This window comes from Streptomyces sp. NPDC002276 (assembly GCF_053891435.1).
The window spans coordinates 140,894-155,370 of record NZ_JBSFCQ010000015.1 but is presented as its reverse complement, the minus strand read 5'-3'; the positions used below and the strand labels follow the sequence as shown (position 1 = coordinate 155,370).

The following is a 14,477-nucleotide window of genomic DNA, read 5'->3' as shown; positions in this document are numbered from 1 at the left end:
CGCCGACCGACGTATCGACGAGGAGAACGACCATGAAGGTGTTCCGGCGAGGCCGCCCCAGGCCGGCTCTGCCGGCGCCCGCTCCCGCCCTGGCGCTCATCCCCTTCTCCACGGGGACCGCCAGGTCGAGACCGGTGGTCTGCCGTTCTACCCGCGCACGGACGTGACGCTTGTGCCCGAGTGGGATGCCGGCAGGCGGTCCGCCGCCTTGGCCGGGCTTGCCGCTGCCGCGCCGATCAGGGCGGCTACGGCGATGACGGCGGCGCAGAATCCTCTGACGTAACGCGCGGACATACCAACCTCGCAACGACAGTGACGGCGACGGCAACAGCGAAGAGTTAAGCACGCTTAATGCGTGCCTAACTTAAGGGGTTGGAGTGCGCAACGGGAAGGGCTTCAGGGGGAGTTGAGCCAACGGAAACCTGTTTTCAGTCACCCCGGCGCTGCTCCGGAAGCAGCCCGTGCCGGTGTACCAGCCAGCTGATGGCCGTCAGCCTGCACACCGCGTAGTCGTGCCCGACCGGCTCCCGCCAGTCCAGCTCCGCGAGCGCGTCCAGAAAACCGAGCGCGTAGTCGGTGAGATCGGCGGAGTCCGGGGGCGGTGGTGTCAGACCGGGGCCGCCCGCCGACAGGCGTTCCCGCAGCTCGGCGACGTGCTGGTCCACCGCGGCCGTGAAGGCAGGCTCGAAGGCGAACTCCGCGAAGCGGGGCCCGTAAGCGCTGCTGATCTTGACCAAAGGGGACATTTCTCCACCGTACGGCAGGCGGGGCGGGCGGAGTTACGTGATTCCGGTCACCGGGTCGCGACGCAGTGGTTACGCTCGGCGACAGGCCGTAACTACTCGGAGGTGGCTGGCACATGGTCCACGTTCGTCAACTCGACCCGAGCGCATCCCCGTTGGACTACTTCGGCTACGAGGCGCGGCGCCTGCGCGAGGCGGCCGGCATGACGCTGGAGCAGCTCGGCAAGGTGATCTACTGCACGGGCTCCCTGATCGGCCAGGTCGAGACGGCGTCGAAGGTCCCGAGCCGGACCTTCGCGGAGGCCCTCGACGCGGCGTTCATGACGGACGGGTTCTTCAGCCGCCTGCTCAAACTGGTCCTGCGGAGCCAGTTGCCGAAGTGGTTCCAGCCGTACGCCGAGATGGAGGCGAAGGCGGCCTTCATCTCCACGTACCAGTGCCAGTTGGTGCACGGCCTCCTCCAGACACCGGAGTACGCGGCGGCGCTGATCACCGTCGACGAGCCGGACCGGGTCGAGGAGCTGGTCGCGGCGCGGATGGAACGGCAGCGCATCCTGGAGCGGAAGCGGCCCCCCGCGGTGTGGGTCGTCCTCGACGAGTCCGTGCTGCTCCGGATGGTCGGCGACCACGAGATCATGCACAGGCAGCTCGCCCGTCTGGTGAGCTACCGGCACAGCCCCTGGGTGAACATCCAGGTGCTGCCGCTCTCCGTGGGCGCGCACACCGGAATGATGGGTTCCTTCACGCTCCTGCGCTTCGACGACGACCCGGACATCTACTACTCCGAGGGCTACGACCAGGGACATATGACCGCCAGCCCGGACACCATCAGGGACCGTTCCGTCAAATACGCTCGCCTCCAGGCGGGGGCCCTCTCGGTGCAGGACTCCGCCGACCTGATCGCGCGCGTGATGGAGACGTTATGGAGACCGGGCGACGGACGACGTGGCGCAAGTCCAGTTACAGCGGCACCAATGGCGGTGAATGCGTGGAGGTCGCCGACCGCACCCGCCGCATCGCGATCCGTGACTCGAAGCACCCCGGCGGAGCCGTCCTGACCGTCTCCCGCCGCCGCTTCGAGGAGTTCGTCAACTCACTCTCCACGTAACTGAGTTACCGGCCAGTCTGTAACTCGGCTTACTGGCATGATTAATGCATGGTGAGACGGGACGACCCGGAAGTCATCGGGCGCAGGGTCCAGCAGTTGCGACACGAACGCGGGCTCACCCAGCGGCAGTTGGCCGAGCCCGCCTACACACCGGCATACATCTCCACCCTTGAGGCCGGCCGGGTCCGCCCCTCCGACGACGCGCTGCGCCACCTCGCGGAACGGCTCGGCGTCGCCTACGACGAACTGGCCACCGGCCGCCCCGCCCACCTCGCCACCGAGCTTCGCCTACGGCTGACCGGCGCCCAACGCACCCTGGCGACCGGGGAGTCGGAGGAGGCGGCGGAGCAGTACGCCGAACTCCTCGCGGAGGCGGAGTCGCACGGGCTGGTCGACGAGGAGGCCATCGCACTGCTCGGACTCGGCGAGTGCGGCCTCGACACCGGCGACCTGACCGCCGCCCGCATGTACTTCGAGCGAGCGGAGCAACGCCTCGCCGACGAACCCCTCCCGGCCCGCGTCCCCGCCCTCCGCGGCCGTGCCGTGGCGCACTACCTCACCGGTGAACTCCGTTACGCCGTCTACCTGTTGGAGTCCACGCTCGACGAGCTGAACCGCGGCGGCCTGCACGACCCCGACGCGCTCCTGCTGCTCTACGCGAGCGCGATAGGGCCGTACATGGACATGGGCGCGCACGCGAGGGCGGCCCAGGCGGCCGAGTTGGCGCTCGCGCTCGCCCCGCAGGTCGCGGACCCGGCGCTGCTGGCCCGCATGCACCGCTCGGTGGCGCGCACGCTGATCGCGGAGGGCAAGGTCGCGGAGGCTGACGCCTCGCTCGCGAAGGCCGCCGATCTGTACCGCCAGCTCCAGTTCCGGACCGAACTCGCCAACTGCCACTGGATGCGCGGCTACGTCTACGCCCAGGACGGCGAACTGGAGCGCGCCGAGGTCGAGTTGAGGCAGGCGCTGGCCATGCTGACTGCGAAGCGCGCGGCGCTGTACAGCAGTCAGGTCGCCGTCGAACTGGCGGACGTCCTGCACAAGCGCGGCAAGTCCGACGAGGCCGCCACCCTCCTCCACGACGTCCTCAGCGACCTCAGCTCCGAACGCGGCGCCCTGCACTCCGCCGCCGCCCACCGCCTCCTCGGTATCATCGCCGAGGACGCCCGCGACACGGAGGCGGCCGAGGAACACTACGTCCGCGCCCTCAGCCTCCTGGAGCGCGCGGGCGCGGCCGGCGACCTGGCCGACCTGTGCCGGATGCTCGGCGATCTGCTCCGCCGTACCGGCCGGGTGGAGGCGGCGCTCGACGCCTACCGCACGGGCCTCGGGCACCGTACGGCCCCCGGAACCACGACCCTCGGCCCGGCCCCCGCACAGCCTCCTCTTTGACAAATCGGGGATACCGCACAGCGCCGAGGGCTACCGTGCCCCGTACGAGTACGAGTCGTAATCGTGCGAAACGGGATGAGACAGGCGCGTGCAGAACGAACGGACCGTGGTCGACGGCCTGCGCCTGGCCGTACGCGCCATGGTCTACGCGGTACTCGGCGGCGCGGCACTGATCGCGATCGCCACGGTCGTGTCGGTCCTCGGCCCGATGCTGGCGATCGACCTCCACACCCCACCCGTGGCGGCCTGGTGGACGGTCTTCACGGCGGTAGCCGTCCAAGGCGTCCCCTTCTTGCTCCTGGGCACGGTGGTGTCGGCGGCGATCGGCGCGTTCGTACCGGAGCGGGTGTTCACCCGACTCCTCCCCCGCAACCAGGCGCTGGCCGTCCCGATCGCGGGCGCGGCAGGAGTCGTACTCCCGGGCTGCGAGTGCGCGTCGGTCCCGGTGGCGAGCAGCCTGATGAGACGGGGGGTAGCCCCCGCCGCGGCCCTGGCCTTCCTGCTGTCCGCTCCCGCGATCAACCCGGTTGTCCTGGTGGCCACTTCGATCGCGTTCCCGGGCCAGCCGAAGATGGTGCTGGGCCGCCTGGTCGCGTCCCTGGCGACGGCGGTGGTGATGGGCTGGCTGTGGGCGCGCTTCGGCAGGGAGGAGTGGCTACGACTCCCGAGCCGCACGCGGTCCGCCGAGCACTCGACGGTAGGCGTGAAGGCATTCATCGCGGGCCTCCAGCACGACTTCCTCCATGCCGGCGGCTTCCTGGTCCTGGGCGCGGCAGCGGCGGCGACCTTCAACATCGCCGTACCGCGCTCGATCCTGGACATCTTCACGGGCTCGTCCTGGCTGTCGCTGCTCCTGCTGGCCTTCCTGGCGGTGGTGCTGTGCGTGTGCAGCGAGGCGGACGCGTTCGTGGCGGCCTCGCTGAGCGGCTTCTCACCGGCGGCGAAGTTGGCGTTCATGGTGGTGGGCCCGATGGTCGACCTGAAGCTGATCGCGCTTCAGGCGGGCACGTTCGGCCGCTCCTTCGCCCTCCGCTTCTCCTCGACGACATGGCTGGTCGCCGTGACGAGCAGCACGCTGGTGGGCTGGTGGCTGCTGTGAGGCGCTACGGCTCGGCGGTCCTCCTCCTGCTGACGGGCGGGGCGGTGCTGCGGATCTCCCTCTTCAGCGACCTGTATCTGCGGTATGTGCAGGCGGCGTTGCGGCCGTATCTGGTGATCTCCGGTTCGCTGCTGATGGTGTTGGGGGCGGTGGCGGCGGTACGGGGGATGACCCACCGGGACCACGAGGAGGAACACGAGGAGGAAGCGGAGGACGGGCACTCCCACTCCCACGGCCCCCGCATCGCCTGGCTCCTCACCCTCCCCGCCCTGGCGCTGCTCCTCTTCCCGCCCCCCGCGCTGGGCTCGTACAGCGCGGGCCGCGAGCAGGCACAGCTGGCGGCACAGGGAGTGGGCACCTTCCCCGCGCTGCCCGCCGCGAAGGTGCTGGACATCTCGGTGGCCCAGTACAGCTCACGGGCGATCTACGACACCGGTCACTCCCTCAAGGGCCGCACGGTCCGTATGACGGGCTTCGTCACCCACGGTTCGAACGGCGCCTGGTACGTCACCCGCCTCGTCGTCACCTGCTGCGCGGCCGACGCGACGACCAGCAAGGTCGAGATCAGGGGCAGCGAGTCCGACGACGCGCCCCAGACCGACACCTGGGTCACGGTCACCGGCACCTGGCTCCCCAAGGGCAAACTCGGCACGGACGGGGCGTGGCCCCCGCTCCTCGACGCGACGACCGTCACGCAGGTGAAGGAGCCGGCGGATCCGTACGAGAAGCGTTGAGGCCGTTCCGGAGATACGGGTGATTGCGGAGCGTTAAGGTGCTGGTGATGCGCAGGGTGTGGGGCGTGTCACTCATCGCTACGAAACAGGGGTCGCGGGGGCAGCTCGCGCGGCCGTGCATCTGGGGGGCCTCATGCACGAGATGGTCAAGGGCGGGAACGTCGGTCTCGCGTCGCTGAGCGAGGACATCGGCTCGGTGCTGATGAGCCTGAGCTGGGGAAGTCCGACGGGAGAGGGCGACGCGGACGTATCCGTACTGCTGCTGACCGGGGACGGCAAGGTGCGCAGCGACGGGGACTTCTACTTCTACAACAACCCCGTCGCCGCCGACGGAAGTGTGCAGCTGCTCGGCAAGTCACCTACGGCGGACGGCAGCGAGGACCGGATCACGTTCGACCTGACCGCGATTCCGGCCGGCGTCGAGCAGATCGTGGTGGCGGCGAGCCGTTACGAGAGCGCCCGTTTCTCCGAACTCCAGGATCTGCGGCTGACGTTGGCCGACGGTTCCGGCGAGAGCCTGCTGCGCTTCACGATCGAGGATCCCGGCGAGGTCAGCGCGCTGCTCTTCGGCGAGTTCTACCGGCGGGGCGGCGACTGGAAGTTCCGTGCGATCGGACAGGGCTACGAGTCCGGACTCGCCGGTGTGGCAACGGACTTCGGCGTCGACATCGACGACGACGCGGAGGCGGACGCGGACGCGGAGAACCAGTCCGGCGGTGACACCGACACCGAGGTTCCTGCGGTGGAAGCCGTCGCCGCGATTCCCGCGCAGCCGCCGAGTCCCGCGGTCGAGTCGGTTCCCGAGAGCCCCGAGAGCCCCGAGGCCACTGCCGCGACCCGGCCCGCCCGTCCCCGTACCGCCAAGAAGAAGGTCACCCTGCCGAAGGTGGCCAAGAAGTCCCTCGCCGAGAACGACTCCTGGCGGGGTGCCCGGCTCTTCCCGGCCTCCGCGCTCAAGAGCGATCACGAGCGGGAGACCCGGGCGACCTCCGTGCTGCTGTCGGTGATGGCTCAAGTGCCCGAGTTCGGGCGGCGGTTGACGGCTGCCTTCGGTGCCCCGGTCGGCCGGATGGAGACGTTCACCGAGGTCACGCTGCCCAACGGCGAGTCCCCTCGGCGGCCCGACGGGGTGATCCGGGTCGAGCGGGCGGGCAAGCTGTGGACCGCGCTCGTCGAGACGAAGACGAACGGCAACCCCCTCAAGCCGGACCAGGTGCAGGCCTACGCGGACATAGCGGCCCGGCGCGGATACGAGGCCGTCATCACGCTCTCCAACGACGTCGAGCTGGAGGGCAGTCCCCTGGTGGAGGTCAAGCTCGACGGGCGGCGCAAGAACAAGGTGGCGCTCTGGCATCTGTCCTGGGCCGAAGTCGCCCACCAGGCACAGATGTTGATCCGGCACGAGGGCGTCGGCAACGCGGCGCACGCCTGGCTGCTCCAGGAACTGCTCCACTACCTCCAGCACGAGAACTCCGGCTGTCACGGCTTCCAGAACATGGGCCGTTCCTGGGTCCCGGTGCGCAACGCGATCGACGCCGAGACCCTGTGCCAGGGCGACCCGCGAGCGGTGGAGGTCGTGGAAAGCTGGGAACGGCTGGTGCGGCAGGTGTGCCTGCGGCTGGGCGGCGAACTCGGCGAGAAGGTGCTGCCCGTGCAGCGCGCCAGACGCGGCACCGATCCGGCCTCCCGGCGCGCCGCCCTCGCAGACCGCCTCTGCGTCGACGGCAGACTCGACGCCGAGCTTCGTATCGAGGGCACGCCCGGTGTCCTGGCCCTCTGCGCGGACCTGCGTACCGGCAAGCTGCGGACGTCCATCGAGATCGCCGCCCCCGACCAGGGCTACCCCCTCAGCTGGGCCAAGCGGCTGGTCCGCAGGCTCGCCGAGGCACCGGCCGATCTCCACGTCGAGGCCGTACTGGAGGGGCAGGCGGGTGGTCCGCGAGGCACGCTGGAACGCCTGCGACCCGAACCGGCCGACATCCTCCCCAAGAACGGCGCCCAGATCACCGGCTTCCGCCTGTCCCTCTTCAGAGGCATGGGCAACACCCGGGGCACCGCCGAATCGGGCTTCATCCGCAGCGTCGACGAGTCCGTGGACCGGTTCCACGCGAGTGTGGTGGTCCACCTGGACGGCGGCCGTCCGGCACGGTCGCGGAGGCCCGTCGAAGCCTGAAAGCCCCTCCGTCGCGCCCCGGTCGGTCGTATGGTGCGGGGATGGGTGACAGGTCGGCGAGTATCGAAGTCCCTGATGTGGTCGGGATGACGGGGCGGGAAGCGCACGTTCTCTGCCGTGATCTGGGGCTGTTCCTGGGCTACTACAACATGGATCAGCAGTTGCCTCTGAACATGGTGATCGCCTATCAAGAGCCCCCGTCCGGAACCATGGCCGCGCCTGCCGCGGCGGTCAGGATCTGGACGAGGTTGGATCCGTTGCCCGACGATCGGCGGTTGCGGTAGGCGGGAGCCGTGGGCTCCTAGATCTGCACCCGGCCCTGTCGCTGTACGTCCGTCAGCCGTTGCGCACCGATCTCCAGTGCTCGGCTCATCGCGTCCGGGGGTACGTTCGCCAGCCCGCCGTTCGTGAGGGTGATGGTGTCGTCGCCGATGCGGACGGCGGCGGTGTCCAGGGTGAGGGTGGACTGGTCGCCCTCCGGGGTGGTGCCGGTGAGGGTGACGTGGAGGCCCCCGCGGGCGTCGCCGACGTTCGGGAGGGTGGCCTCCGTGACGGTCACCGTCTGGGGGCCTGAGCGGGTGGTCGCCGCCGTGAACTGGGCGCACTTCTGCGGGAGTGTCTTCAGCCAGGCCAGGGTGCGGTCCACGTCGGCGGAGCGGAACGCGGCCACCTGGTAGTGGAGTTGGGCGTCGTCGTCGGTGTCGTCGAGGCCGATCGTCGCCTCGGCGGTGGCGGGGGTGCCGAGGAGTTCGTCGGCGTAGAGCGCGTCCAGGAGGCGCTGGCAGTCGGGGTCGGCGGTCTTCGCCTTGAGGAGGGTGTCGCGCCAGGTCGCCGTGCCCTGGGTCGGGGTCCAGGGGGCGCCCAGGTCCGTGTCCGCGATCAGTGCGGTCTGTGCCTGCGCCTGGGTGAGGACGGGGGCCGCCGCCGGGGACGCGTGCGCCGCGGGGGTTCGTACGGCCGAGGGGGAGGGCGCGCTCGTCACCTTGTGCAGGGCGGCCTCGTTCGCGCAGCCCGCGACCGTGAGCAGGGTGCCCGCCGACAGCGCCGAGGCGAGGAGGAGGACACGGGCCGGGGAACGGGTCATCGAGGGTCCCTCCTGGGGCGGACGCGTGACGCGGATGCGTGGCGCGATGCGTGCGCGGATACGTGGCGCGAGTGTCGGCGCGTGCTCCCACGGCACCATCGCCCGCGCCCGCCCACCAGCGCGCCGGGCCGTCCGGGTGACTGCCGGCCTCGTCGAGGGCCATCGGGAAACCAATACCGGCCATTCGGTTCCTCATTGGCCGCCCGTCCGCGCCCCGCCTACTGTCGAAGGCACCTCATCGACCACCACCCAGGAGACCCCCCATGTCGAAGATCCTCTTCGTGCTGACCGGCGCCGACCACCTCACCCTGGCCGACGGCACCCCGCACCCCACCGGCTACTGGGCCGAGGAGGCCGTCACCCCGTTCGAGGCGTTCAAGGCGGCCGGTCACGAGGTCGTCGTCGCGACGCCCGGCGGTGTCGTACCGCCCGTGGACCGGGGCAGCCTCGCCGCCGACTTCAACGGCGGCCAGGAGAACGCCGACCGCGTCGCCACCGTGCTCGCGTCGAGCCCCGAGTTCCAGCACCCGGTCAAACTGACCGAGGTCGACCTCGCCGACTACGCCGCCGTGTACTACCCCGGCGGCCACGGCCCGATGGAGGACCTCGCCGTCGACGCCGACTCCGGCCGGCTCCTCACCCTGGCCCTCGCCTCCGGCAAGCCGCTCGGCGTGGTCTGCCACGGCCCGGCCGCGCTCCTCCCGGCCGTCAAGGAGGACGGCACCAACGCCTTCGCCGGCCGCCGCCTCACCGGCTTCACCAACGCCGAGGAGACCCAGGGCGGCCTCGCCGACAAGGTGAAGTGGCTGCTCCAGGACCGCCTGGTGGAGCTCGGCGCGGACTTCCGGCAGGGCGAGCCGTGGGCGCCGTACGTCGTGGTCGACGGCAACCTCGTCACCGGCCAGAACCCGGCGTCCTCCGCACCGGTCGCGGACGAACTGCTCAAGCAGCTGGCGGGCTGAGACCGCCCGCCCCACCGCACGGGGGAACGGCCGAGCGAAGAGAACAGGCCAGCGGCACATGCCAGCCGCACTAAACAAATTCCGTGCATGCTCCATCCGAAGTGGTGAACACCCCAGCTCAGCGGGGTGATACGCCCCGGTCGTCCCCCATGCTGACGTCGTCTCCCCCGTCCCCTCACGAAGGAGCACGACCATGTCCGAGACGACCGAAGAACCCAACGTCGGCAACTTCACCCTCGGCGATCCGCTGTCCGTCGAACCCACCGCGCCCGTCGAGGTACCGGAGCACGAGGAATGGCTCCTGCCGGGCGGCTTCGCCTGGGTGTTCCTCGGCGAGCGCAACAGCGCTCTCACCCGGCCCGTCATCCTGGCCGACGGCTTCAACCTCGGCCGTAGCAGGCTCGATTGGCTCTACCAGGGGTTGGAGGGCGGCGAGTTCCCGTTCGTCTCCGAGCTGCGCCGGCGCGGCCGGGACGTGATCCTGCTCGGCTACGACGAGCGCAGCGCGTCCATCCTGGAGAACGCGCAGACGGCCATGGCCGCCATCATGCGGGCCTCCGCGGAGCAGCTCGGCAGCACCCGCCTGGCCGTCGGCGGCTTCAGCATGGGCGGCATCGTCACCCGTTACGCGCTCGCCAAGATGGAGACGCAGCGGATGGACCACCGCACCGGCCTGTACTTCTCCTACGACAGCCCCCACCGCGGCGCCTCCATCCCGGTCGGCGTGCAGGCGTTCTCGCACTTCATCCCGTTCCCGAACGACTTCGCGAAGCAGATGGACAGCCCGGCCGCGCGCCAGATGCTGTGGCGGCACTACGACAAGGAGACCGGCAAGATCGGGGTCGCCCCCGAACGCACGGAGTTCCTGGCCGAGTTGGAGCGGGTCGGCACATGGCCGTCCATCCCGAGGCTGATCGGTGTCGCCAACGGCCGTGCCGACGGCGTCGGTCTGCCCGACGTGCCGCCCGGCGAGGTCGCGCTGCGCATCGACCGCATCTACCCGGGCACCACCTTCTACACCCAGGCCCAGGGCGACGACGTCACCGCCGCCTACCTCAACCGGCGCTTCCCCAAAGCCGAGAAGACCATCACGACCAGCGGCTTCCCGGAACTGGACGGCGCGCCCGGCGGCACCCTGCACACGTACAAGATCCTCGCCGACGCGATGAAGAAGCTCGGCGGCAAGACCGACCTGCGGCACGAGCAGGTGTGCTTCGTGCCCTCGGTCAGCGCGGTCGCGGTCCGTGACATCGAGAAGCAGGACGACCTGTACGCGAACATCAACGAACTCGATCCGGATCAGGGCGAGTTGCACGAGTTCCTCTGCTCGTACGAGACCACCGCGCACACGGCCATCACCCCGGAGCTGTGCACCTGGCTGCTGGAGCGGCTCCCCGACTGACAAATCCCGTCGCGCGGGCCGTCCTACGGCTGCTACGGTCCGCCGCATGAAGCGCGCCCGTCTCTTTGTGACGACGACGCCGGAGAGTGTCCCGGCGCGCTGACTGCTGACCCAAGTCGAAGCCCCGGGGCGAGTGCCCCGGGGCTTTGTCGCGTGGTGCTCGCCTCCTGATGCGTATGGGGAGTTCACCATGTACGACCACCGACGTCTCGGCCGCGAGCTGGGCCTCTTCGACACCGACCCGCTGATGGGTGCGGGACTGCCGTACTGGCTGCCGGACGGTGCCGTCGTCCGGCATCAACTGGAGGAGTATGTGCGGGAGTTGGAGTGCGCAGCCGGGTATCGGCACGTGTACTCGCCCGTTCTCGGCAAGCGTGAGCTGTACGAGATCTCCGGGCACTGGTCCCACTACAGCGACGACATGTTCCCGCCGATGCGGCTGGGCGCCGAGGAGGTCGTGTTGCGGCCGAGTCTCTGTCCGCATCACGCGCTCATCTACCGTTCCCGTTCCCACAGCTACCGTGAACTGCCGCTCCGTATCGCCGAGTTGGGCGGCATGTACCGTTCCGAACTCTCCGGTGTCCTCGGCGGACTGACCCGCGTCCGCGCCATCCAGCTCAACGACGCGCATATCTTCTGCACCCTCGACCAGGCCGTCGAGGAGGCCCGCGCAGCCCTCGCCCTCATCGCCCGCGCCTACGCCGACCTCGGCATCCGAGCCTCCCGCCACCGGCTGTCGCTGCCCGGGGACGGCGTCTCCGGCGGGGGCGGCAAGTACGTTGCGGATCCGGCCCTTTGGCGCCGGGCGACCGCGATGCTGCGGGAAGTTCTCGAAGCATCCGGGGTGGCCTACGACTCCGCCGAGGGCGAGGCAGCCTTCTACGGCCCGAAGATCGACGTCCAGATCGAGGACGCGGCCGGCCGCGAGGCCACCCTCTCCACCGTCCAGATCGACTTCCACCAGCCCGCACGCTTCGACCTGCGCTACATCGGCGCCGACGGCGCGAAACACCGGCCGGTCATGGTGCACCGCAGTGTCATCGGGAGCGTGGAACGGGCGGTGGCGCAGCTGGTGGAGCAGCACGGCGGAGCGTTCCCGGCGTGGCTTGCGCCGGTGCAACTGGTCGTCCTCCCGGTGTCGGAGGCGCGGGAGCAGCAGGCGTACGACCTCGTGGAGCGGGCCCGCGCCCTCGGACTGCGTGCCGAGGTCGCCGCCGAGGGCAGCCTCGGTGCCCGGATCCGGGCGGCGCGGCTGGTCCCGTACCAGGCGGTGATCGGCGAACGGGAGGCCGCCGCGGGCCTGGTCGCCGTACGGCTGCGGGACGGCCGCCGGGTCGACCCGCTGCCCGCCGCCGACCTGCTGCACCGCGTCACCGCGCGGGTCGGGGCACGCGGCACCGAACTGTGGGCGGATGCGTAAGGTCGCAACCGAACAGCACCCTTGCGTCGAGAGGACCCTGTCGTGACCGGTCAGCCCATCCCCGTGATCATCGACTGCGACACGGGGGTCGACGACGCCCTGGCGCTGCTGTTCGCCGTCCGGCACCCGGGCCTGGACCTGCGCGCGGTGACCTGCGTGGCCGGGAACACGGACGTCGACCAGGTCGTACGGAACACCCTGATCGTCCTGGACCACGCCGGGGCCGGTGACATCCCGGTCGCGCGCGGCGCCGCCCGGCCGCTGATCGAACCGGCCCGGTCGGCCGCGCACGTCCACGGCCAGGACGGCATGGGCGACCTGGGGCTCCCGGCCTCGGCGCGCACGCCCGTCGACGTGGACGCGGTGACGCTGCTGCGCCGCGAGATCCTCGCGTCCCCGCGCCCGGTCACCCTCATCCCCACCGCCCCGCTGACGAACATCGCGCTGCTGCTGCGCACGTTCCCCGAGGTGACGGCCAACATCGAACGGATCGTGTTCATGGGCGGCGCGGTGGCGGTCGGGAACGCCACGCCCGTCGCGGAGTTCAACGTGTGGCACGACCCGGAGGCGGCGGCGATCCTGCTCACGGCCGGGGTGCCGATCACGATGTACGGCCTGGACGTGTTCGAGCGCGTCCAGGTCCCGGCCGCGGATGTCCAGCGCCTGCGCGAGAGCACGGAACCCCGCCTGAAGCTGGCGGGCGACCTGCTGGCCCACCGCGACCCGGCCGCCTCCGGCGACCCCACCCCCACCGGCGGCCTCGGCGACGCGGGCGCGGTCTGCGCGGTCGCCGACCCGGCCGGCCTCACCACCCGCCTCCTCCCGGTCGAGGTCTCCCTCGCCCCCGGCCCGTCCCGAGGCCAGACCATCGTCGACCGACGCCCACGCCACGGCGAGTCCGAAATCCACGACGGAGCCCGCGAACAGGCCCTGGTGGACGTGGGGTTGGACGTGGATGTGGAGCGGTACGTGAAGCTGTGGCTGGAGACGGTCGAGGGGTAGTGGGTGGGTTAGGGATATAGTCCTTAGGGGTGTATCCCTAACTCTTTGGCTTACTCCGGGCGCTCGTCGAGCAGTGCGGGGGCTTCTACCGCTTCCAGGTGGAGGAGAGCGGTATGCGGCTGCTCCTGTGCGGTTCGGCGATGTCCGTCATGGGAGGGCTGCTCGCCGGCACCGCGCAGCGGCGTCGGCTTCAGCGACGCCCTCCGCGCCGAGGCGGAAAGGGGTGGCGTGCTGCTGATCGGCCTCGACGAGTTGTACGGCCGCGCGATGCCGACGGCGCTACTGCCCTGAACGAACGATCCCCGCCGCTCACAACCCTGAGGCTGTCGTGAACGGCGGGGTGTCCGCAGAAATGGTCTCCGCAGAGATACGGCGATACGGCTACGAGTGCGAAGCCCGTCGACGTCGCGTCGCCACCACGATCGCCGCGCCGCCCGCCAGCAGGGCCGCCGCGCCGCCGACGATCGCGCCGGTGTTGCCGCCGCCACCGGTCTCGGCGAGGTCGCCGCCGCCACCGTTGGGCGAGGGTGCCGCAGGGGGAACGGTCGACTCGGACTCGGCCGGGGTCGGAGTGGAGGACTCCGGAGTCGACTCGGAGGCGCTCGGGGTCGGGGTCGGGGTCGAGGACTCCGAGGCGGGCGGGGTGGACTCCGGGGCCGACGGGGGGACCGAGGCCGGGGCCGAGGGGGACGGGGGCTGGGACTCGGTGCTCGTGCAGTCCTTGGTGCCGCCGTTCCAGGCCGCGATCAGCTTGTCCTTGATGACCGTGTGGTCGGGGCCCTTGGGCAGGTCGCCGTGGACGAAGCCGTCGCCGGCGGCGGGATTGCCGTCGAACTTGACCGCGCCGCGGTAGAGGTCGATCTGCGCGAAGCAGCCCTCGTCCGGCACCGCGATGTCGAGGGAGTCGGTCTGGCCCTTCTTCACGGTGACCGTGTCGAAGTCGACGAAGACCTGCTGGCCGGAGGTGGCGAAGGTCGGGCCGTGCGCGGTGTACGAGGCGAGCGAGGCGGTGCAAGTGGCGGCGTCGCCCGCGGTGCGGACCTTGATGTGGACCTTGCCGTCGTCGGTGGGCTTCAGGTTCTGGTCGTCGACCTTGACGGACGGGAAGAAGCTGGTGCCGTCCAGCGAGAACTGGCAGCCCTCGGTCTCGGTGACCGTGCCCGCGCCGGAACCGGGCTTGTAGTGGCCGCCCGACTCCCAGCCGTCACCGCCGCCGCCGTGCCCCCCGGTGGCCCAGGCGCCGGACGCGGCGGCTACGGAGGCCGCGGCGAGGGCGAGGGAGGCGGCGCCCGTCCCCAACAGGCGGCGCACGGTGACACGACTGGCTATGGACATACTGATCCCATCTGGCGTGTACA

Annotated in this window: 13 protein-coding genes and 1 pseudogene; 11 read left to right on the top strand and 3 right to left on the bottom strand. The window is 70.5% G+C overall.

What is annotated here, in order from left to right; translation table 11 throughout:
- Positions 1-428: 428 nt before the first annotated feature.
- On the bottom strand, positions 429-746 hold the full coding sequence (locus ACWIHT_RS32980; protein WP_456171954.1) for a DUF6401 family natural product biosynthesis protein: 318 nt from the start codon (positions 744-746) through the stop codon (positions 429-431).
- A gap of 113 nt (positions 747-859) precedes the next feature.
- Between ACWIHT_RS32980 and ACWIHT_RS32975 the strand changes: the two are divergent.
- The 7 genes and pseudogenes from ACWIHT_RS32975 (at position 860) to ACWIHT_RS32945 (ending at position 7,533) form a co-directional block, all read left to right on the top strand.
- A pseudogene (locus ACWIHT_RS32975) lies at positions 860-1,727 on the top strand (helix-turn-helix domain-containing protein).
- The gene (locus tag ACWIHT_RS32970) at positions 1,666-1,851 is read left to right on the top strand and encodes a DUF397 domain-containing protein (protein WP_456171953.1); all 186 of its coding nucleotides are present in this window, start codon (positions 1,666-1,668) and stop codon (positions 1,849-1,851) included. Before ACWIHT_RS32975 ends, ACWIHT_RS32970 begins: the two are co-directional and overlap by 62 nt.
- Positions 1,852-1,899: 48 nt before the next feature.
- Positions 1,900-3,243, top strand: coding sequence for a tetratricopeptide repeat protein (locus ACWIHT_RS32965; protein ID WP_456171952.1), 1,344 nt, complete (start codon positions 1,900-1,902; stop codon positions 3,241-3,243).
- 139 nt (positions 3,244-3,382) lie between these two features.
- Complete coding sequence (locus ACWIHT_RS32960) at positions 3,383-4,342, top strand: permease (protein ID WP_456172075.1); 960 nt, start codon at positions 3,383-3,385, stop codon at positions 4,340-4,342.
- The gene (locus tag ACWIHT_RS32955) at positions 4,339-5,076 is read left to right on the top strand and encodes a TIGR03943 family putative permease subunit (protein ID WP_456172074.1); all 738 of its coding nucleotides are present in this window, start codon (positions 4,339-4,341) and stop codon (positions 5,074-5,076) included. Before ACWIHT_RS32960 ends, ACWIHT_RS32955 begins: the two co-directional genes overlap by 4 nt.
- Positions 5,077-5,209: 133 nt before the next feature.
- The gene (locus tag ACWIHT_RS32950; RefSeq protein WP_456171951.1) at positions 5,210-7,249 is read left to right on the top strand and encodes a TerD family protein; all 2,040 of its coding nucleotides are present in this window, start codon (positions 5,210-5,212) and stop codon (positions 7,247-7,249) included.
- A gap of 41 nt (positions 7,250-7,290) precedes the next feature.
- Positions 7,291-7,533 (top strand): hypothetical protein, encoded by a 243-nt coding sequence (locus ACWIHT_RS32945; RefSeq protein WP_456171950.1) that lies wholly within the window; start codon positions 7,291-7,293, stop codon positions 7,531-7,533.
- Between the two features lie 17 nt (positions 7,534-7,550).
- Here ACWIHT_RS32945 and ACWIHT_RS32940 read toward each other — a convergent pair whose 3' ends face one another.
- Positions 7,551-8,333, bottom strand: coding sequence for a hypothetical protein (locus ACWIHT_RS32940; protein WP_456171949.1), 783 nt, complete (start codon positions 8,331-8,333; stop codon positions 7,551-7,553).
- A gap of 263 nt (positions 8,334-8,596) precedes the next feature.
- Between ACWIHT_RS32940 and ACWIHT_RS32935 the strand changes: the two genes are divergently transcribed.
- The 4 genes from ACWIHT_RS32935 (at position 8,597) to ACWIHT_RS32920 (ending at position 13,119) form a co-directional block, all read left to right on the top strand.
- A complete protein-coding gene (locus tag ACWIHT_RS32935) occupies positions 8,597-9,295 on the top strand; it encodes a type 1 glutamine amidotransferase domain-containing protein (RefSeq protein ID WP_456171948.1) in 699 nt (232 codons plus the stop codon).
- A gap of 193 nt (positions 9,296-9,488) precedes the next feature.
- Positions 9,489-10,697: an esterase/lipase family protein gene (locus tag ACWIHT_RS32930; RefSeq protein WP_456171947.1), complete on the top strand. Its 1,209-nt coding sequence runs from the start codon at positions 9,489-9,491 to the stop codon at positions 10,695-10,697.
- 190 nt (positions 10,698-10,887) lie between these two features.
- Complete coding sequence (thrS, locus tag ACWIHT_RS32925; RefSeq protein ID WP_456171946.1) at positions 10,888-12,117, top strand: threonine--tRNA ligase; 1,230 nt, start codon at positions 10,888-10,890, stop codon at positions 12,115-12,117.
- Between the two features lie 42 nt (positions 12,118-12,159).
- Positions 12,160-13,119, top strand: coding sequence for a nucleoside hydrolase (locus tag ACWIHT_RS32920; RefSeq protein WP_456171945.1), 960 nt, complete (start codon positions 12,160-12,162; stop codon positions 13,117-13,119).
- A gap of 381 nt (positions 13,120-13,500) precedes the next feature.
- On the opposite strand, the gene ACWIHT_RS32915 is transcribed toward ACWIHT_RS32920, so the two are convergent.
- The gene (locus tag ACWIHT_RS32915) at positions 13,501-14,454 is read right to left on the bottom strand and encodes an LAETG motif-containing sortase-dependent surface protein (protein ID WP_456171944.1); all 954 of its coding nucleotides are present in this window, start codon (positions 14,452-14,454) and stop codon (positions 13,501-13,503) included.
- Positions 14,455-14,477 lie beyond the last annotated feature (23 nt).

Bases quoted from the DNA above. Each gene is read 5' to 3' on its own strand.
- ACWIHT_RS32980 (WP_456171954.1), bottom strand. From the start codon at position 746: ATGTCCCCTTTGGTCAAGATCAGCAGCGCTTACGGGCCCCGCTTCGCG.
- ACWIHT_RS32970 (WP_456171953.1), top strand. From the start codon at position 1,666: ATGGAGACCGGGCGACGGACGACGTGGCGCAAGTCCAGTTACAGCGGC.
- ACWIHT_RS32965 (WP_456171952.1), top strand. From the start codon at position 1,900: ATGGTGAGACGGGACGACCCGGAAGTCATCGGGCGCAGGGTCCAGCAG.
- ACWIHT_RS32960 (WP_456172075.1), top strand. From the start codon at position 3,383: ATGGTCTACGCGGTACTCGGCGGCGCGGCACTGATCGCGATCGCCACG.
- ACWIHT_RS32950 (WP_456171951.1), top strand. From the start codon at position 5,210: ATGCACGAGATGGTCAAGGGCGGGAACGTCGGTCTCGCGTCGCTGAGC.
- ACWIHT_RS32945 (WP_456171950.1), top strand. From the start codon at position 7,291: ATGGGTGACAGGTCGGCGAGTATCGAAGTCCCTGATGTGGTCGGGATG.
- ACWIHT_RS32940 (WP_456171949.1), bottom strand. From the start codon at position 8,333: ATGACCCGTTCCCCGGCCCGTGTCCTCCTCCTCGCCTCGGCGCTGTCG.
- ACWIHT_RS32935 (WP_456171948.1), top strand. From the start codon at position 8,597: ATGTCGAAGATCCTCTTCGTGCTGACCGGCGCCGACCACCTCACCCTG.
- ACWIHT_RS32930 (WP_456171947.1), top strand. From the start codon at position 9,489: ATGTCCGAGACGACCGAAGAACCCAACGTCGGCAACTTCACCCTCGGC.
- thrS (WP_456171946.1), top strand. From the start codon at position 10,888: ATGTACGACCACCGACGTCTCGGCCGCGAGCTGGGCCTCTTCGACACC.
- ACWIHT_RS32915 (WP_456171944.1), bottom strand. From the start codon at position 14,454: ATGTCCATAGCCAGTCGTGTCACCGTGCGCCGCCTGTTGGGGACGGGC.